The sequence below is a fragment of the Streptomyces zaehneri genome, from assembly GCF_032248645.1.
Lineage (GTDB): Bacteria > Actinomycetota > Actinomycetes > Streptomycetales > Streptomycetaceae > Streptomyces > Streptomyces coriariae.
Genome location: NZ_JASTTJ010000001.1, coordinates 1 through 17,970 on the forward strand (window position 1 = coordinate 1; position 17,970 = coordinate 17,970).

14 protein-coding genes and 1 pseudogene are annotated in these 17,970 nt (G+C 72.1%); 9 read left to right on the forward strand and 6 right to left on the reverse strand.

Annotated features, from left to right (window positions below; translation table 11 throughout):
- Positions 1-86: 86 nt before the first annotated feature.
- From QQM72_RS00005 to QQM72_RS00015, 3 genes are all read right to left on the reverse strand, one after another.
- Positions 87-314, reverse strand: a complete 228-nt coding sequence (locus QQM72_RS00005) for a DUF3107 domain-containing protein (protein ID WP_020130831.1) — start codon at positions 312-314, stop codon at positions 87-89.
- A 147-nt stretch (positions 315-461) separates the two neighbouring features.
- Positions 462-1,103, reverse strand: coding sequence for a TetR/AcrR family transcriptional regulator (locus tag QQM72_RS00010; RefSeq protein WP_020130830.1), 642 nt, complete (start codon positions 1,101-1,103; stop codon positions 462-464).
- A 180-nt stretch (positions 1,104-1,283) separates the two neighbouring features.
- Positions 1,284-1,502, reverse strand: a complete 219-nt coding sequence (locus QQM72_RS00015) for a hypothetical protein (protein WP_314218722.1) — start codon at positions 1,500-1,502, stop codon at positions 1,284-1,286.
- A 241-nt stretch (positions 1,503-1,743) separates the two neighbouring features.
- Between QQM72_RS00015 and QQM72_RS00020 the strand changes: the two genes are divergently transcribed.
- From QQM72_RS00020 to moeZ, 9 genes and pseudogenes are all read left to right on the forward strand, one after another.
- Positions 1,744-2,715, forward strand: a complete 972-nt coding sequence (locus QQM72_RS00020) for an alpha/beta fold hydrolase (RefSeq protein WP_314218723.1) — start codon at positions 1,744-1,746, stop codon at positions 2,713-2,715.
- A 7-nt stretch (positions 2,716-2,722) separates the two neighbouring features.
- Positions 2,723-4,126, forward strand: a complete 1,404-nt coding sequence (locus QQM72_RS00025; protein WP_314218724.1) for a DUF3152 domain-containing protein — start codon at positions 2,723-2,725, stop codon at positions 4,124-4,126.
- Between the two features lie 65 nt (positions 4,127-4,191).
- Positions 4,192-4,293 carry an Ms4533A family Cys-rich leader peptide gene (locus QQM72_RS00030; protein ID WP_314219147.1) on the forward strand — a complete coding sequence of 34 codons (102 nt, stop codon included), beginning with the start codon at positions 4,192-4,194 and terminating at the stop codon, positions 4,291-4,293.
- A gap of 172 nt (positions 4,294-4,465) precedes the next feature.
- Positions 4,466-5,053 (forward strand): annotated as a pseudogene (locus QQM72_RS00035) (ATP-binding cassette domain-containing protein); the annotation flags it as partial.
- Between the two features lie 188 nt (positions 5,054-5,241).
- On the forward strand, positions 5,242-7,023 hold the full coding sequence (locus QQM72_RS00040; RefSeq protein WP_314218726.1) for a DUF3492 domain-containing protein: 1,782 nt from the start codon (positions 5,242-5,244) through the stop codon (positions 7,021-7,023).
- Positions 7,020-8,309 carry a hypothetical protein gene (locus QQM72_RS00045; protein WP_314218727.1) on the forward strand — a complete coding sequence of 430 codons (1,290 nt, stop codon included), beginning with the start codon at positions 7,020-7,022 and terminating at the stop codon, positions 8,307-8,309. The genes QQM72_RS00040 and QQM72_RS00045 overlap by 4 nt, the downstream gene beginning before the upstream one ends.
- Positions 8,310-8,852: 543 nt before the next feature.
- A complete protein-coding gene (locus tag QQM72_RS00050; RefSeq protein ID WP_314218728.1) occupies positions 8,853-9,815 on the forward strand; it encodes an NAD-dependent epimerase/dehydratase family protein in 963 nt (320 codons plus the stop codon).
- Positions 9,803-10,561 carry a spherulation-specific family 4 protein gene (locus QQM72_RS00055; RefSeq protein ID WP_314218729.1) on the forward strand — a complete coding sequence of 253 codons (759 nt, stop codon included), beginning with the start codon at positions 9,803-9,805 and terminating at the stop codon, positions 10,559-10,561. The genes QQM72_RS00050 and QQM72_RS00055 overlap by 13 nt, the downstream gene beginning before the upstream one ends.
- Before the next feature lie 63 nt (positions 10,562-10,624).
- A complete protein-coding gene (gene moeZ, locus QQM72_RS00060) occupies positions 10,625-11,803 on the forward strand; it encodes an adenylyltransferase/sulfurtransferase MoeZ (RefSeq protein WP_314218730.1) in 1,179 nt (392 codons plus the stop codon).
- A gap of 86 nt (positions 11,804-11,889) precedes the next feature.
- Here moeZ and QQM72_RS00065 read toward each other — a convergent pair whose 3' ends face one another.
- From QQM72_RS00065 to QQM72_RS00075, 3 genes are all read right to left on the reverse strand, one after another.
- A complete protein-coding gene (locus QQM72_RS00065; RefSeq protein WP_314218731.1) occupies positions 11,890-13,446 on the reverse strand; it encodes an alpha/beta hydrolase in 1,557 nt (518 codons plus the stop codon).
- Positions 13,447-13,584: 138 nt separating this feature from the next.
- A complete protein-coding gene (locus QQM72_RS00070) occupies positions 13,585-15,129 on the reverse strand; it encodes an alpha/beta hydrolase (protein ID WP_314218732.1) in 1,545 nt (514 codons plus the stop codon).
- Between the two features lie 74 nt (positions 15,130-15,203).
- On the reverse strand, positions 15,204-17,891 hold the full coding sequence (locus QQM72_RS00075; protein ID WP_314218733.1) for a lysylphosphatidylglycerol synthase domain-containing protein: 2,688 nt from the start codon (positions 17,889-17,891) through the stop codon (positions 15,204-15,206).
- Positions 17,892-17,970 lie beyond the last annotated feature (79 nt).

The following is a 17,970-nucleotide window of genomic DNA, read 5'->3' on the forward strand; positions in this document are numbered from 1 at the left end:
AGCCGGCGGCGGGGTGGTCCGGCGGCGTGAACGCGTGTGGGGTCCGGCGACCAGATGGTCGCCGGACCCCACTCGCGTTGCTTCGCCTACAGAGCGCCGAAGCCCACCTTGCGCGGGGCGGGCTCGCCCAGCTCGACGTAGGCCAGGCGGTCGGCCGGAACCAGGACCTTGCGGCCGTGCTGGTCCACGAGGCTGAGCAGCTGCGACTTTCCGGCCAGGGCCTCGGCCACCACGCGCTCGACTTCCTCGGGAGTCTGACCGCTCTCCAGAACGATCTCGCGGGGTGCGTGCAGCACGCCGATCTTGACCTCCACGGCTATGTCCCTCCGACGGTCATGGGGTGCGCGGGCGTCCGCGCCGTACGCTGCACACATTAGCCCGGTGAGGGGACGTTCACGGCGTGGCCGTCCACGCCAGGAGCGAACAGCGGGCGGGAACAAACGGCCGGGGCGTCCCCTCGGTCAGTGCTGATCGGTGCCGTGCAGCGGGAAACCGGCGATGCCCCGCCAGGCCAGCGAGGCCAGCAGCTGCACCGCCTGGTCGCGCGGCACGCTGCGGTCGCTGTGCAGCCAGGACCGCGCCACGACCTGGGCGAGGCCGCCCAGGCCCGAGGCGAGCAGCATCGACTCCGCGCGCGAGAGGCCGGTGTCCTCCGCGATGACCTCGCAGATCGCCTCGGCGCACTCGGTGGTGACCTTGTCGACGCGCTCGCGCACCGCGGGCTCGTTCGTCAGGTCCGACTCGAAGACCAGGCGGAAGGCGCCGCCGTCGTCCTCGACGTAGGCGAAGTACGCGTCCATCGTGGCCCGGACCCGCTGCTTGTTGTCGGTCGTCGAGGCGAGCGCGCCGCGCACGGCCTGGATGAGCGACTCGCAGTGCTGGTCCAGCAGGGCCAGGTAGAGGTCGAGCTTGCCGGGGAAGTGCTGGTAGAGCACCGGCTTGCTGACTCCGGCCCGCTCCGCGATGTCGTCCATGGCGGCGGAGTGGTAGCCCTGCGCCACGAAGACTTCCTGGGCGGCGCCCAGCAGCTGGTTCCGACGGGCACGGCGCGGCAGGCGAGTGCCTCGCGGGCGCGCCGCCTCTGTCTGCTCGATGGCTGTCACGCCGCCTCCCAAAGTGGTCCTCATGCGGTGAGCGCCGCGACGCCATCGTACTTTTCGGTAACCGTGCTGTGCGCGGTGCGCGTGCAGAATTTCACGGACTGGACGACGACAAAAGCGGTGTAAACAGGTTTGGGCCGGGATGTTACGGGCATCATCCGCCGCGCTCCAGCTCGGCGTATGTCAGCGATAGTCGTCCTCGTCGAGGGAGACGACGCGGGCCTGTTCGACGAGATCGGCTTCGTCGCCCCGGGCGGGATCCACGTCCTCCAGGGAGTCGTCGCGCCTCGGGGTCACATCCTTGGACTGCTCGGCGGCGTCGTTCTCCGGCGCCTCGACGTCGATCTCCCCGAAGTCGTCGTCCTCTTCGAACGTCTCCGGGTCGGTGGGGTCAACGGCCATGGTGGGCTCCCTTCCTACGAACGTCCCTGCGAGGTGCAGGGGCCACAAGCGGGTGCCCTCGGTACGAGCCTAGGAGACACCCGTTTCGGACGCCATGCGATCGCTGTGCGGAGTGCCCCGGATTCGCGTGGGTATGGCTCGCGCGCGGTGCCGGGGTGGTGTGTGTCCCGCGCGCGTGCGACCCGCGCGTGTGACGGCGAACACACAAAAGCGTGCGTGATCGTCTCGTAACATTGCCCGCATGTCTTCGACCGAGCTGCCTTCCGTGCCGCCCACCAGTGTGCTGCCGAAGGCGATCGCGGTCCGGGTGGCCGAGGGCGAGCGACTCCGGTCGGTCGGGCTGCCGGGCGTCACGCTCACGGTCCGCTCCAGGCCGCCCGCGCGCGAGGGGCTCGAGCCCGCGCTGTACGTGCACGGCCTGGGCGGTTCCTCGCAGAACTGGTCCGCGCTGATGGCGCTGCTCGACGGGGTGGTGGCGAGCGAGGCCCTCGATCTGCCGGGCTTCGGCGACTCCCCGCCGCCGGACGACGGCAACTACTCCATCACGGCACACGCGCGTGCCGTCATCCGCTATCTCGACGCGGTCGACCGCGGACCCGTGCACCTGTTCGGCAACTCCCTCGGCGGCGCGGTGTCCACGCGCGTCGCCGCGGTCCGGCCCGACCTCGTACGGACGCTGACGCTGGTGTCACCCGCGCTGCCGGAGCTGCGGGTGCAGCGAACGGCGGTGCCTACCGGACTGGTCGGGCTGCCCGGCGTGGCCGCGCTCTTCACCAGGTTCACCCGGGAGTGGACCGCCGAGCAGCGCGTCCGCGGTGTCACGGCGCTCTGTTACGGCGATCCCGGGAGGGTCGCCCCGGACGCGTTCCGCCACGCGGTGGAGGAACTGGAGCGGCGCCTTCAGCTGCCGTACTTCTGGGACGCGCTGACGCGTTCCACGCGCGGCCTGCTCAGCGCGTACACACTGGGCGGTCAGCACGGGCTGTGGCGCCAGGCCGAGCGGGTCCTCGCGCCGACCCTCCTGGTCTACGGTGGTCGCGACCAGCTCGTCGGTTTCCGCATGGCGCAGCGGGCCGCCCGTACCTTCCGTGACTCCCGCCTGCTCACGCTGCCCGACGCCGGGCACGTGGCGATGATGGAGTATCCCGAGTCGGTGGCGACGGCGTTCCGGGAGCTGTTCGCCGACACCGCGACCGATACCTCGGGAGGCTGAGACCTACGTGGGACGCCACAGCCGGCGTGGACCCGCGCCCAAGAGTGCCGCCAAAGGCGGTTCCAAGGGCGCGCCGCAGGGGGCTTCTCCGGAGCCGTCCCCCCAGGGGGACCCGCGCGGCGCCCGCGTCCAGGTGCCGCCCCCGGGGTGCGACGGAACCCCCTCGCACGGAGTGCCCCGCTTTCCGTTTCCCGACGGAACTCCGGCCCACGGTTTCCCGCAGGTGCGGGGCGGTCACCCCGAGCAGCGTGAAGGCGGGGGCGGCTGGGGTGACTTGAGGGGACGATCAGCGGGTACCGGGCAGCCCGTGATACCGCGTCAGCGACCCATACCCCAGGACGGTCCGCGTCAGGGCCCTCGCCAAGGTTCCCGTCAGGGCCCGCGTCAGGAGTACCTCGACGCCTTCGGCGAGGACGACGAGGACGTCTTCACGCGCGCGAGGAGGCCGTCCGCCGCCACGCGCGCGCGTGAGCGGGATCCTTACCCCACCGACACCGACACCGACCGGGAGGCTGCCTTCCGTACCACCGGCCCGGCCGCCGTCCAAGGCGGCGACGCGCCGCCCACCGGCGAGCCCGCGACGGCCCAGGGAGTCAAGGGGCGGGCGTTCGCCGGTATCGCGGCCGCCGCCGTCACCACAGTGCTGGCCGTCGTGGTGGCCGGACAGGTCGCCACCGGCCGGGACGACGACTCCGTCCGGTCGCAGCCCGCCTCCGGGCAGACCCGTGAGGCCGTCGACGACGACGCCGCGCGCGGGGAGGACCGGCCGAGCCCGTCCGTGTCCGCCGGCGCGCCCGGCGCCCCGGCCACGCTGACGTACGCGCAGCGGATGGACACGAAGTACGCGCTCAGCGCCAAGCTCACGGGGTCGGGGAAGTTCGACGCCGTCGCGGGCGTCGACAAGGCGCCGGGCAAGGGGCAGAAGTACACCTACCGCGTGGACGTGGAACAGGGCCTGGGGCTCGACGGCGAACTCTTCGCGCAGGCCGTGCAGAAGACGCTCAACGACGCCCGCAGCTGGGCCCACGACGGCGCCCGCACCTTCGAGCGGATCCAGTCGGGCAAGGCCGACTTCGTCATCACGCTCGCCAGTCCGGGCACCACCGCCGTGTGGTGCGCCAAGTCCGGTCTGGACACCACGGAGGACAACGTCTCCTGTGACTCGGCCGCCACCGAGCGCGTGATGATCAACGCCTACCGGTGGGCCCAGGGGTCGGAGACCTTCGGCGACAAGATGTACGCCTACCGGCAGATGCTGATCAACCACGAGGTCGGCCACCGCCTCGGCTACAGCCATGTCACCTGCGACAAGGACGGCGACCTGGCGCCCGTCATGCAGCAGCAGACGAAGTTCCTCGACCACGACGGGATCCACTGCCTGCCCAACGCCTGGCCCTATCCCGGCAGTTGAGCCTCAGGGAGGGAAGGGGTGCCTCCTGGGGCGCGTTGACATGCCCAAAACGTTCCTCCGTATTGCTGCGTACGTGGTCTAGTCATTCCGTCGACAGCAGCGCCGCCATCGAGCTGGCGCTCTTCGGCGTGACCGCGCTCTGCGTGGCCGACATCCACTGTCGCTGACGCCGCCCCCAGGCGCGTGCGTCGCGAATTCCCTTTGCTCCCCGAGCCGTGACCTGTCACGGCCACGGCTCTTCGACGACCCGGCGCCGGGGCGGACGTCTGTTCACGTTCGTCTCACTCCTCGTCCACATGTCTCGGCGCCCTGCCTGGGGCTGTCGTACCAGAGCGATCAGACCCCGTCTCCTCCCTCAACCCCCGCCGCAGCGTCGGTGAGTCCATCGCCGACCCGCTCCGCGCGCGGGGGCGCGGCGTACGGGGGAGGGACGAGGCACGCGTCAGGGGGCGCGTGACGGAACTGCTGGAGCGTGTGGGGCTCGAAGCCGCGCACTACGACCGCTACCCGCACGAGTTCAGCGGCGGTCAGCGCCAGCGCGTGGGCATCGCGCGGGCACTCGCGGCCGACCCGCGCGTCATCGTGTGCGACGAGCCGGTCTCCGCGCTCGACGTGACCACCCAGGCCCAGGTCGTCGCCCTGCTCGGCGAACTCCAGCGCGAACTCGGTCTCGCGCTGGTCTTCGTCGCCCATGACCTCGCCGTGGTGCGCCAGGTCAGCGACCGGGTCGCGGTGATGCGGGGCGGCCGTGTCGTCGAGGAGGGGCCCGCCGACGAGGTGTACGAGTCGCCGCGGGACCCGTACACCCGCGAGCTGCTGGCCGCCGTACCGGCGCTCGACCCGGCGGTCGCCGCCCGCCGACGCGCCGACGCGCCGAACGACGGGAGCCGGCCCCGGCCTGAGGCCCCTGTGGCGCCTGTGGCGTGACGTTTCGCAGTCGGATGATCTCCTAGCGCGACCGAACGCGATCCGTACGGGAAAGTTACGACCGTTCACCCCTTTTGGTGGTGCGACGGACAACCGTCCATCGCACCACCGCCTTGTCCGCATACGTTCGTCCCGCTGCGAGCCGCCGGGTCAACGGCGGCTCCCCAAACGGGAGATCGGGAGTGTGCGTGCGCATCGGACTGCTGACGGAGGGCGGCTATCCGTATCTGAGCGGTGAAGCCGGGCTCTGGTGCGACCGGCTCGTGCGCGGGCTCGGGCAGCACGAGTTCGACGTCTACGCGCTCAGCCGTGTCGAACACCAGGAGGAAGCGGGCTGGGTCGAGCTTCCGCCCCAGGTCAGCCGGGTGCGTACGGCACCGCTGTGGACGGCCGAGGACGACGGCGTCGCCTACGGCAGGCGCGCGCGCCGGCGCTTCGCCGAGTCCTACGGCGAGTTGGTGACCGCGCTGTGCGAGGGGGACCCGCCGGACCCGGCGGGCCCCCCGGGGGCCGCTGCGGCCGCTGAGGCGGACCGTTTCGCCAACGCGCTGTACGGCCTTGCCGAACTCGGCCGGGACGAGGGCGGCCTGGTGGGGGCACTGCGCTCGGAGAGCGCCGTGCGCGCCCTGGAACGTGCCTGCCGCGCGCCCGGCGCGCTGCGTACGGCGCGCGAGGCGCGTGTACCCGAGCTGCTCGCCGTCGCCGCGCACCTCGAACGCGCCCTGCGCCCCCTCTCGCTCGACTGGTACGGGGACGAGGGCGGAGGCGACGGGGGCGCGGGCCTCGGCACGGTCGACCTGTGCCATGCCACGTCCGGCGGCGCGGCGGCCCTGCCCGGGCTGCTCGCACGGCACTTCTTCGACGTACCGCTGCTGGTGACCGAGTACGGGGTCCGGCTGCGGACGCACTACCTGAGCTCGGGGACGGGTCCCTCGCCCGCAGGGCCCCCGGGGCCCGCGTCCGCGCCGCCCGCCGAGGCGGCTCCCGCCGTACGGTCGCTGGTCGCCGCCTTCCACGGCCGGCTCGCCGCCGAGGTGTACCGGCAGGCGGCGTGCGTCACCCCCGGCAACGCACACGCCCGCCGCTGGCAGGAGCGATGCGGTGCCGACCGCGCCAAACTGCGCACCGTCTACCCGGGCATGGACGCGTCCCGCTTCGCCGAGGCGGGCGACGCCCCGGACGCCGCCGATCCGCACACCCTGGTCTGGGTCGGCCGGGTGGAACCGGCCAAGGACCTGGTCTCCCTGCTGCACGCCTTCGCGGAGCTGCGCAGGCAGGAACCGCGGACCCGCCTGCGGATCATCGGCGCGGCGGCCGGGGCGGAGGGGCAGGCCTACCTCGGTCACTGCAAGGTGCTGGCCGCTCAGCTCTTCCCCGACGAGGCGGACGGACCGCACACCGCCGGCGACAACCCGGTGTCCTTCGAGGAGATCGGCGGCCCGGACGCGCCCACCCTCACCGAGGCGTACACGGCCGGCGCGGTGGTCGTCCTGTCCAGCGTCGTCGAGGGGTTCCCGGTCGGCCTGGTCGAGGCGATGTTCTGCGGCCGCGCGACCGTGTCGACCGACGTCGGCGCGGTGGTCGAGGTCATCGGCGGCACGGGCCTGGTCGTTCCACCCCGCAATCCGCGGGCGCTCGCCGAGGCGTGCGTGGCGCTGCTGCGCGACCCCGAGCGCCGTGCGCGCCTGGGCGCGGCCGCCCGCGCCCGAGCCCTGGAACTCTTCACGGTCGAGCAGAACGTCACGGCATTTCACGGCATTTACCTGGAGCTCGTCGCCCGGGCCCCGGTGCGGCGATTCCTCTTCGACGACGGCGATCCCCGTCCGTTCGCCGTCCCGGCCGAGGCATGTCTGACGGGTCACTTGAGCGGCCCGGACACGCGTGTCACCGCCCGGGGCGGACCGAGCTGGGCGGCGGGGACGGCGGCACGGGAAACCTCGCCGATCGCCGCTACGGAGGGTGCACGATGAGCGGGCTCGAAGAACTGGACCGGCCGGGAACTCCGGGAACGCAGTCGCCGGGTGCACCGGGAACGCCGTCGCCGGGAACGCCGGGAACGCCGTCATCGGGAACGCCCGGAGCGCCGGAACCTGCGGAGGCGCCGGGCAGATTCGGGGCACGCGTCGATGTCGGCGCCGAGGGGCGCGCACCGACCGCTTCCCGCCGGGGCGCCGCGGATCCGGTGAAGGCCCTGATGCACCGTCACCGTGAGCTGTGCGAACGCGCCGTCGACCCGCTGGAGATCGCGGCGGGCCTGGAGGCCCATGGGGTCACCGACCGCACCGCCGCCCGCTTCCGGCACCGGGACGTCTTCTCCCTCGCGGAGGAGATGTACGCACGTGTCCCCCGCGACGGTGACGCGCCCCCGCCCACGACGGTCACGGCGACCCCGCGGCCCCGCCTGGACCGGGCACTGCTCACCCTCCTGCCGGGCGTCCTGTGTGCCGCCGCCGTGACCGGAGTGCGCCTCACCCACGGGCGCACGTGTCTGCTCGTCGCCGCAGCGGGCATCCTCGCCGTCGCCCTCGCCCTGCGTGCGGTACTGCGCCGGGGCCCGCTGAGCCCCCACCGCGGCGCCCACCCCGGCCCGCACCGGACGGGTGCCTGGACCTGCTGGCTCCTCGGCTACGCCGCCCTCGGCGAAAGCCTCCTGCGTGCCGCCGTCGCCGGAGGTCCCGACGGCCTGCCCGACGGAACCACGGGCGGCCCCTGGCCCTTCGCCGCCGCCCCGCTGCTGACCCTCACCCTGGCCTGCGCGCCGGCCGCCTGGTGCGCCCACCTCCTCGCCGTACGTGCCAGGCGCCGCCTGGACACCAGCCGTGGCCTGGAGGAGTTCGCCGCCTCCGTACAGCCGCTGCTGCTCGGCACCTTCGCCCTGTTCCTCGGCGCGCTGGCCGCGCTGACCCCGCTGTGCGCCGCGGTCCTGGGCGAGCCCGCCGACCACGGCCACACCCTCACCCTGGGCGCGCTCCTCTTCCTTGCCCGTCTCCTCACCGTGCACGGCTTCCCCCACGCCCCGGCGGTCGTCCTCGGAGCCGTCGGCACGGCGGAGGCGCTCGCCCCGGCCACGGTCTTCGCGGGTCGGCTGCCCGGCTGCGGCTTCCTGGCCACCCCGGTGGAGAGTCTGGTGGCCGCCTGGGGCCCGGCCGGTGTCCCGTCCCTCGTCTGCGGAGCCGCCGCGCTGACCCTGCTGTTCCACGCGACCCGCATGCTGACTCGGGCCTCGGCCCACGCACGAACGGACCAGCCGTGCTGAAGGAACCGCCTGTGCTGGACGGACCGGCTGTGTTCGACGGACCGCCTGTGCTGGACGGACCGGCTGTGTTCGACGGACCGGCTGTGCTGGACGGACCGGCTGTGCTGGACGGACCGGCTGTGCTGGACGGACCGGCTGTGTTCGACGGACCGGCTGTGCTGGACGGACCGGCTGTGCTGGACGGACCGGCTGTGCTGGACGGACCTGCCGTGCTCCACGGACCAGTGGTGGCGACCCGAGACCGCCCCCGTACCCGCCCTCCCCTCCGACGCCTGCCGTCGGGGTCACGGCCACCGCGCACGGCGCACCCCCCGCCGCACCCGGACCACACGACGCACGTGTTCCTCCACCCAGCCGCACCCCACCGCAACACGCTTGAAGGAGAGACCAGATGACCACCTCCCGATCCGGAGCGACCGGAGATACCGGGGCACCCGCTGTCACGGGCGCCCCCGCGGTCGCAGGAGCAGCCGGAGGACACGCGGCGAACGGAGCCCCCGCGGCCCCGGCCGCAGCCACCGCACACACCCCGGGAGCCGCACGATGAGGGTCCTGCTGATCGGAGCCAACGGCTACCTCGGTCGCTTCGTCGCCGACCGTCTGCTCGCCGACCCGGCCGTCCAGCTCACCGCGCTCGGCCGCGGCGACGACGCCGACGTCCGCTTCGACCTCGCGTCCGGCAGCCCCGGCGCGCTCACCCGCTTCCTCGACGCGGTCCACCCCCAGGTCGTCGTCAACTGCGCGGGCACCACCCGGGGCGGCGCCCGCGAACTCACCCGGCACAACACCGTCGCCGTCGCCACCGTCTGTGAGGCCCTGCGCCGCAGCGGCTGCGGCGCCCGTCTGGTGCAGATCGGCTGCGGCGCCGAGTACGGCCCGAGCCAGCCCGGCTCCTCGACGGCCGAGGACGCCGTCCCCCGCCCCGGCGGCCCGTACGGCGTCAGCAAGCTCGCCGCCACCGAACTGGTCCTCGGCTCCGGTCTGGACGCCGTCGTGCTGCGGGTCTTCTCGCCGGCCGGTCCGGGCACGCCCGCCGGCTCCCCGCTGGGCCGGCTCGCGGAGGCCATGCGCCGCGCCATGCAGTCCGGCGACGGCGAGCTCAAGCTCGGCGGCCTCGGCGTGCAACGCGACTTCATCGACGTCCGGGACGTCGCCCGCGCCGTGCACGCGGCCTCGCTCTCCGCCGCGCAGGGCGTCATCAACATCGGCTCGGGCCGCGCCGTCCGTCTGCGCGACGCCGCCGCGATCCTCGCGCGCGTGGCCGGGTACGGCGGCGCGCTGCACGAACTCGACGGGCCGCCCGGCCTCCACCTCAGGCCCGCCATCGGCCACCCCCGCCCCGAGTCCGACCACGCGGGCCCCGTCGCGTACCCGTATCCGGACGGCTGCGGCACTTGGCAGCAGGCCGATGTGCGCACCGCCCGCGACCGGCTCGGCTGGCGGCCCCGCATCAACCTCGAGGAGTCCCTCGCCGACATCTGGATGGAGGCGGCATGTCGTATCTGACCGGAACCCCGGCGGGCACCGCGAGCGCCGGCACCACCGAAGTCCGCACCGGTTTCGGCGTACCCGGCATCGCGCACCCTCTTCTCGCACCGACCGAGTGGCGCGAACTCGCCCGTTCCGGCAGACCTCTGCACTGGGTCGTCCTCGACGTCGCCGACGGCCCCGGCGTCCGCCCCGACCCGCGCTGCCTGGAAGCCGCGGGCCGGCTGCGCAACGCCGGCGTCCGGGTGCTCGGGCGCCTGGACACCCGCTACGGCGCCCGTCCCTTCGCCGAGGTGATCTCCGACGCACAGCGTCACCTCGACTGGTACCAGGTCGACGGCTTCCTCCTGGACCGGTGTCCGGCCGGGCGCTCCGAACTCCCCGGGCTGCGCCGCACGGTCGGGACACTCCGCACCCTCGGCGACGCGCCCCACATCGTCCTCGGGCACGGCACCCACCCTTACCCCGGCTACGCCGAGCACGCCGACCAGGTGGTCACCTTCTCGGGCCCCTGGAGCGACTACCGCTGGTCGCAGGTGGCCGAGTGGACCGCGGAGCATCCGCCCGAGCGCTTCTGCCACCTCGTGCACAGCGTGCCGCGCGGTCACCTCGACGAGGCGCTGCGCATCGCCCGCTGGCAGGGCGCCGCGACGATCTGGTTCACCGACGGCACCGACCGCGGCGGCCTCGTCGACCCCTGGGAGACCATGCCCGGCTACTGGGACGAACTCGTCTCGCGGATCGGAACGGGTGTCTCGGAATGAAGAAGGCCATGGCAGTGTTACGGGGAGAACAACTGTAGTGATCGACCGACCAACGGAGTCCCCGTGTCGTTGCCACCCCTGGTCGAGCCAGCCTCTGAGCTCACCGTAGACGAGGTTCGCCGGTACTCCCGCCACCTGATCATTCCCGATGTCGGGATGGACGGGCAGAAGCGGCTGAAGAACGCCAAGGTGCTCTGTGTGGGCGCCGGCGGCCTGGGCTCGCCGGCGCTGATGTACCTGGCCGCGGCGGGCGTGGGCACGCTCGGCATCGTGGAGTTCGACGAGGTGGACGAGTCGAACCTCCAGCGGCAGATCATCCACAGCCAGGCCGACATCGGCCGCTCCAAGGCCGCGTCCGCCCGCGACTCCGTCCTCGGCATCAACCCGTACGTGAATGTGGTCCTGCACGAAGAGCGGCTCGAGGCCGACAACGTGATGGACATCTTCAGCCAGTACGACCTGATCGTCGACGGCACGGACAACTTCGCGACCCGCTACCTGGTCAACGACGCGTGCGTGCTGCTGAACAAGCCGTACGTGTGGGGCTCGATCTACCGCTTCGACGGCCAGGCGTCCGTCTTCTGGTCCGAGCACGGTCCCTGCTACCGCTGCCTCTACCCGGAGCCCCCGCCGCCGGGCATGGTCCCCTCCTGTGCCGAGGGCGGCGTGCTGGGCGTGCTGTGCGCGTCGATCGGCTCCATCCAGGTCAACGAGGCGATCAAGCTCCTCGCGGGCATCGGTGAGCCGCTGGTCGGCCGCCTGATGATCTACGACGCCCTGGAGATGCAGTACCGCCAGGTCAAGGTCCGCAAGGACCCCGACTGCGCGGTCTGCGGCGAGAACCCGACCGTCACCGAGCTCATCGACTACGAGGCCTTCTGCGGCGTCGTCTCCGAGGAGGCCCAGGCGGCCGCGGCCGGATCGACGATCACTCCCAAGCAGCTCAAGGAGTGGATCGACGACGGCGAGAACATCGAGATCATCGACGTCCGCGAGCTCAACGAGTTCGAGATCGTCTCCATCCCGGGCGCCAAGCTGATCCCGAAGAACGAGTTCCTCATGGGCACCGCCCTGGAGGCCCTGCCGCAGGACAGGAAGATCGTTCTGCACTGCAAGACGGGTGTTCGCAGCGCGGAGGTCCTCGCGGTGCTGAAGTCCGCGGGCTTCTCGGACGCCGTGCACGTCGGCGGCGGCGTGATCGGCTGGGTCAACCAGATCGAGCCGAGCAAGCCGATCTACTGACCCGGCTGTTCCCTTCGCGCACCGGGGCAACCGGTCCGATCGGCGGGGGCTTCGCGTACCACGAGTGCGCGAAGCCCCCGCCGTCGTCATGAGCAGACCTTGCCGTCCTTCGGCACCGTCCCCTTCAACAGGTACGCGTCCACCGCCGAGTCGACGCAGTCGCTCCCGCTGCCGTACGCACCGTGTCCCTCGCCCTTCCAGGTGAGCAGCACACCGACGCCCTTGCCGAGCTCGTCCGCCATCTTGCGCGCGCCCTCGTACGGTGTCGCCGGGTCCCCGGTGTTGCCGACCAGCAGGATCGGTGCCGCGCCCGCCGCGCTCACCTCCGGGGTGTCGTACTGCCCGGCCACCGGCCAGTCGTGGCACCAGCCGGCCGTGTCCCAGCCGAGGAAGTCCCCGAACACGGGTGAGATCCTCTCGAACTCCGGCAGCAGCTTCTTCGTCTCCTCGGCGGTCGGCCGCTGCTTGTCGTCGAGGCACGATATGACCCGTTGCGAGTGGGTCGTCGTGCCGTAGTGCCCCGAGGTGTCGCGCTCGTTGTAGCCGTCGGCGAGCGTCAGCAGCTCGGATCCGTCCCCGTCCTGCGCCGACTTCAGGGCGCTGGTCAGACTCGGCCAGCCCTGCTTGCTGTACAGCGGCAGGACGATGCCGGTGACCGCGAGGGTCTGCGTCAGCTTGCGCCCGTCCGACGTGGGAAGCGGGTCGGTGTCGATCCGGTCCAGCAGATCCGCGATCTTCCTGCTGCCCTCCGCGGGTTCCTGGCCCGTCGACTTCAGGTAGTCGTCGAGTGCCCGCTGGAAGCCGCGTGCCTGGTTCTGCGCGTGACCCACCGAGTCGGCGCTCGGGTCGACGACCGCGTCGAGGATCAGCCGCCCGACGTTCTTCGGGAACAGGTGGGCGTACACACCGCCCAGTTCGGTGCCGTAGGAGATGCCGAAGTAGTGCATCTTCGAGTCGCCGAGGACCTGGCGCATGAGGTCCATGTCGCGGGCGGTGTCGGTCGTCGAGACATGCGCCAGCAGCTTGCCGGCGGACTTCTCGCAGCCCTTGCCGAACGCGGTGGCGTCCTCGAAGTAGGCCTGCTCCTCGGCCGGGGTGTCCGGCGTGGAGTCGAGGGACTCGGCGGCCTGGACGCCCTTGTCGGTGCGGCAGCGGACGCCCTCGCTGGCGCCGACCCCGCGAGGGTCCCAGCTCACCAGGTCGTACCGGTCGCGGAGCGAGGAGTACGCGGAACCGTAGGAAGGGAGCGTCGACACTCCCGAGCCGCCGGGGCCGCCGAAGTTGAACAGCAGCGAGCCGGCCCGCCTGGTCCCCTCCGCCCGGGACCTGGTGCGCACCAGGGCGAGGCCGATCGTGTCGCCGCCCGGCTTCGACCAGTCCAGTGGCACCTTCAGCGTCGCGCAACTCCAGTCGCTGCCCGGCGCGGCGGAGTCCGCGGTGGCCTTGCAGCGTCCCCAGTCGAGCTTCTGCCCGGTCAGCGAGGCGGGCAGCGCGGCCGTCGTGGCGCTCGCTCCGGAGGAGGCGGTGGGCTGCGCGTCGGCCGTACCGCCCTTGTCGTCCCCGTCCGACGCACCGCTGCTACAGCCCGCCACCAGGAGCGCCGCGGCGGCCCCCAGCGCCGTCCACCGTACGAATCGCGCCATGTGCACTTCCCCCCTCGCAGGCCGTCCGCGCTCGGCGGCGAACGGCTGTCAGGCCATATTAGGCGGCGCGCGCCCCACCTGTCGGAGCCTGTGGATAACCTTTTGACCTGCGGGTTTGTCGGGGAATTCGTGACAGTGTCAGGAGCAGACGGTCCCCGCGGCCGGCACCTTGCCGGTCAGTAGGTAGCCGTTCACCGCCGCTTGGACGCAGGTGTTCTTGCTGCCGTACGCGCCGTGCCCCTGCCCCTTGTACGTCAGCTCGACCCCGACCCCGCGGCCCAGCGCGGCCGCCATCTTGCGGGCCCCCTCGTACGGGGTCGCCGGGTCGCCGGTGTTGCCCACGACGAGGATCGGCGCCGACCCGGGCGCGCTCACGTCGGGATGGCCGGCGGCGCCGGGGACGGGCCAGTCGGTGCAACTGACCATGCCCCAGGCCAGGAAGTCCCCGAACAGGCTGGAGGCGGCCCGGAACTCCGGCAGCCGCTGCTGCACATAGGCGGTGGAGTAGCGGGGCTTGTCGTCGGCGCAGTTGATGGAGACGTTGGCGGCCGCGATGTTGCTGTACTCGCCGTTCTCGTTGCGGCCGTTCATCAGGTCGGACAGCAGCATCAGGATCTTGCCGTCCCCGGCGTAGGCCTGCTCCAGGCCTTCGGTGAGGTACTCCCAGAAGTCCTTCGAGTACAGCGCCTGCGCGATGCCGTTGGTCGCGGCGCTCTGGGTCAGTTCGCGCGGGAGGATGCCCGGGATCGGCTTGCCGTCCAGGCTTTCGAGGAGCCTCGCGATCCGGTCCTTCACGTCCTGCGCGGTGTCCCCGACGGGACAGTCCTGCGTCTTGGACGTGCAGTCCTCGGCGAAGTTGTCGAGGGCGAGCTGGAAGCCCTTGGCCTGCCCGAGCGAGCCCTGTTCGGACGTCTGCGTCGGGTCGACGACCGCGTCGAAGACAGCGCGTCCCACGTTCTTGGGGAACAGGTGGGCGTACACACCGCCCAGTTCGGTGCCGTAGGAGATGCCGAAGTAGTACAGCCGGTCGTCGCCGAGGACCTGGCGCATCAGGTCCATGTCGCGGGCCGCGTCCGTGGTCCGCACGTTCGGCAGCATCTTCTTCGCGTGCTTCTCGCAGGCCGCGTTGAAGTCCTTGGTGTTGTCCAGCAGAGCGCTGCGCTCGACGGCGTCGTCGGGTGTGCCGTCCTGCTGGAAGTACGCGTCGAGCTGCTGGTCGTTCTCGCATCGCACCCCGGCGCTGCGGCCGACCCCGCGCGGGTCGAAGCTGACCAGGTCGTAGCGGCTGCGCAAGGCCGCGTACTCCTCGCCGAAGGCGGGCAGAGTGGAGACGCCCGAGCCGCCGGGTCCGCCGAAGTTGAAGACCAGGGAGCCGATCCTGCCGCTCTCGTCGCCGCTCGTCCGGGCCCGGATCAGCGCGATGCCGATCGTGTCGCCCCGGGGGTGGTCCCAGTCGAGGGGCGCCTTCATGGTGGCGCACTGCCACTGGTCGCCGTCCGGCAGTGCGGAGGGGGCGCTGCCGCCGCCCTCCGCCTGGGAGGGGGCCGGGCAGTCCTTCCAGCTCAGCTTCTGTGCCGTCAGGTCCTCGTCCTGCGCGTCGTCGCCGCAGCCCGCCACCATGGAGGACAGCAGCAGGGCGGTGGCGGTCACGGCGACGGCGCGCAGGCGGGAGGGGTTCGGCATGATCCCATCCTGCGGTCGCGCCCGGGCACGCGCGCGGGGCGCGGGCCGTCCGAGGTACGGGCGCCGGCGCCCTTCTACAGGGCGCCCTTGCGGGTCAGGTGGTTGAAGGCCAGCCAACCCGGCAACACCGGTAGCCACAGCGTCAGCAGACGGAAGAGCAGCACCGCGGGAGCGGCGACCTCCTTGGGCAGGCCCACGGCGATCAGACCGACCGTCAGGGTCGCCTCGACGGCGCCGACCCCGCCCGGTGTCGGGGCGGCGGAGCCGAGCGCGTTGCCGGCCAGGAAGACGACGGCGACGCTGGCGATGCTGAGCGAGGTCGACTCGTCGCCGAACGCGCGGATCGACGCGTCCAGGCACATCACGAAGCAGGCGGTGAGGAGGAGCATGCCGCCGATGCCGGTGACCAGCTTCTGCGGCCGCTGGAGCACGTCCAGCATGCGCGGTACGACACCGGCGAACAGGGACCGCACGCGCGTGGCGACGAACTTGCGCAGGAACGGCACCGAGGTCACCACGAGCACGAGCACCGCCACCGTGAGCAGACCCGCGATGACGGTGCGGGACGGCGACAGCGACGGCGTCTTCTCGGTGCCGGTCAGATAGCCGAACGACAGCAGCATCAGGATGTGACAGCCGAGGCCGAACAGCTGGGAGGCGCCGACGCTGGCCACCGCGAGGCCGGGCCGCACCCCCGCGCGCTGGAGGAAGCGTGTGTTGAGGGCGACCCCGCCGACCGCGGCCGGGGCCACGATCTTCACGAACGAGCCGGCGACCTGCGCGGCCACGGTCCGCGGGAACGGCACCCGCTCCGGCACGAACCCCAGCAGGCTCATCGCCGCGGCGACGTAGCTCACCGCGGAGAACAGCACGGCCGCGGCCACCCAGCCCCACTCGGCGTTGGCGATGAGCGGACCGAACTCGATGTGGGTGAGCTGCGTCAGCAGGAAGTAGGCGCCGATGGCACCGGCGATGAAACTCATCAGGGTGCGCGGCCGCACCCGCTCCAGCCGGGCCGGCTCGACCGGCGCCTGGGGCCGGATCAGCAGCACCTCGTGCCGGATCTGCGTCAGCAGATCCTCCTCGCGGGCCTCCTCCAGCGCGTCGTCGATGGCCCGCTTCTCGGCCCGCGCCTCCGCGCGCACGGCCTTCTTGTCCGGCTTCTCGAGGACGACGGGCGCGGTGTCGTGCCCTGCCGCCTCCAGACGGGCCTGCTTGGCCTGCTGCGAGGCCTCCAGGACCGCCTCGCGTTCCCGCTGCGCACGCTCGCGTGCCAGTCGGCGCAGCGTCGCGCGCGTGGAGCGGGTCAGCGCGATGGGCTGGAGCATCGGCAGACAGTCGGCGACCGCGTCCGGTCCGAGCACGCCCACCGCGGAGGCCACCGCCCGTTCGGCGCCCACCAGCAGGCCGAGCGTGGTCACCAGCTGGGCGACGTCCATGCGCAGCAGCAGGTCGCCGGCCGCGATCTCGCCGCCGCGCAGATCGGTGAGGATCACCGCGCCGGAACGATCCACCAGAATGGCGTCACCCGCGAGCCGGCGGTGCGCGATGCGCCGCGACTGGAGTGCCTGGACCTGGTGCCAGGTGTTGCGCAGCAGGTCGTCGGTGATCTCGTCGTCGGCCAGCGAGTCGAGGGTGCGGCCGCCGGTGTGCTCGTAGACGAGCATGACCGCGTCGGGACCGAGCTCGGAGGTCGCGATCAGCTTCGGCGCGTTGGCGCCGGCCGCGATGGCCGCGTAGGCGAGCAGCGCCTCCTGCTCGAGTGCCTGGCGCAGCGACTGGAGGCTGCTGCGGGTGGCGAAGCCGCGCAGGGTCAGATTGCGCCACGCCCGGTAGAAGAACCCCTGGGCCTGCTGTTCCCGGTCGACGACCGTGACGTCGAGCGGTGGACCGTCCTCCAGGGTGACGAAGTAGCGTCTGCCCCGGTCGCTCTCCGCCGCCTCCGGCCCCTCCTCGCGGGCGGCGCTCACCGGGCGGAAGCCGACGTGCCGCAGGCCCGCCATGAGCGTCCGTCCCGTGGGGCGCACGTTCGGGGAGCCGACCGCGTACAGCGTCCCGTACGCCACCGTCCAGCCGATCAGCACCGTGAGGATGATCGAGAACGGTGTCGTGTAGCCGGTGACGAGCATCGAGAAGGCGTCGAGAAGCAGCACGATCCACAGCACCGAGCGCCAGCGCGGCCGACGGGACATGCCGACGGCCGTCATATAGGCGATGACGGGCGCGAGGTAGCCGTGCACGGGGTCGGTGAGGGCGTGGATGTCACCGGGGGAGGGCTGGGTGAGCGCCTCCTGGATCGAGCCCGGGGCGGCCTTGGCGACCCACAGGTCGGTGGCGAGGGTCACACCGTGCGCGAGGACCGCGGCGAGGACGCCGTCGGCGATGCGCAGCCCGTCGCGTTTGATCAGCCGCTCGATCGCGAACGCGACCGGCACCAGCAGGATCGCGATGCTGGACGCCAGCCCCGCGATCTTGATGAGGAGATCAGGGGCCTGTCCGGTGCCCTTGTTGATGTCCTGTTCGAGACCCGAGGTCGTCCCGTGTGCGAAGGCGGCGATGCCCAGGAGCAGGGCCACGGCGAGCACGCCCACCAGCAGCCGCATCAGGTCGGAAGGACGGTGCACGCGCGCGGGGAGCAGCGGTTCGTCGCCCTCGACCTCGTCGATGTGCACCTCTTCCCGTGCCTCGTCGGTGGTGTCCGGGCGCGGGGCAGCGTCAGAGGTGCTTTCCGCGCCCTCAGGATGCACGCCCTGCTGCTTCATCGTCTCTTCTTGATCTCGTATCACCGGTGTCACCGCCCGCACGATGGTGGCATGCCCCACCGACACACGGGGGCATCAG

Excerpts from the sequence above, each read along its gene's own strand:
- QQM72_RS00015 (WP_314218722.1), bottom strand. The coding sequence starts at position 1,502 with ATGGCCGTTGACCCCACCGACCCGGAGACGTTCGAAGAGGACGACGAC.
- QQM72_RS00020 (WP_314218723.1), top strand. The coding sequence starts at position 1,744 with ATGTCTTCGACCGAGCTGCCTTCCGTGCCGCCCACCAGTGTGCTGCCG.
- QQM72_RS00045 (WP_314218727.1), top strand. The coding sequence starts at position 7,020 with ATGAGCGGGCTCGAAGAACTGGACCGGCCGGGAACTCCGGGAACGCAG.
- QQM72_RS00050 (WP_314218728.1), top strand. The coding sequence starts at position 8,853 with ATGAGGGTCCTGCTGATCGGAGCCAACGGCTACCTCGGTCGCTTCGTC.
- QQM72_RS00055 (WP_314218729.1), top strand. The coding sequence starts at position 9,803 with ATGTCGTATCTGACCGGAACCCCGGCGGGCACCGCGAGCGCCGGCACC.
- QQM72_RS00065 (WP_314218731.1), bottom strand. The coding sequence starts at position 13,446 with ATGGCGCGATTCGTACGGTGGACGGCGCTGGGGGCCGCCGCGGCGCTC.
- QQM72_RS00070 (WP_314218732.1), bottom strand. The coding sequence starts at position 15,129 with ATGCCGAACCCCTCCCGCCTGCGCGCCGTCGCCGTGACCGCCACCGCC.
- QQM72_RS00075 (WP_314218733.1), bottom strand. The coding sequence starts at position 17,891 with ATGAAGCAGCAGGGCGTGCATCCTGAGGGCGCGGAAAGCACCTCTGAC.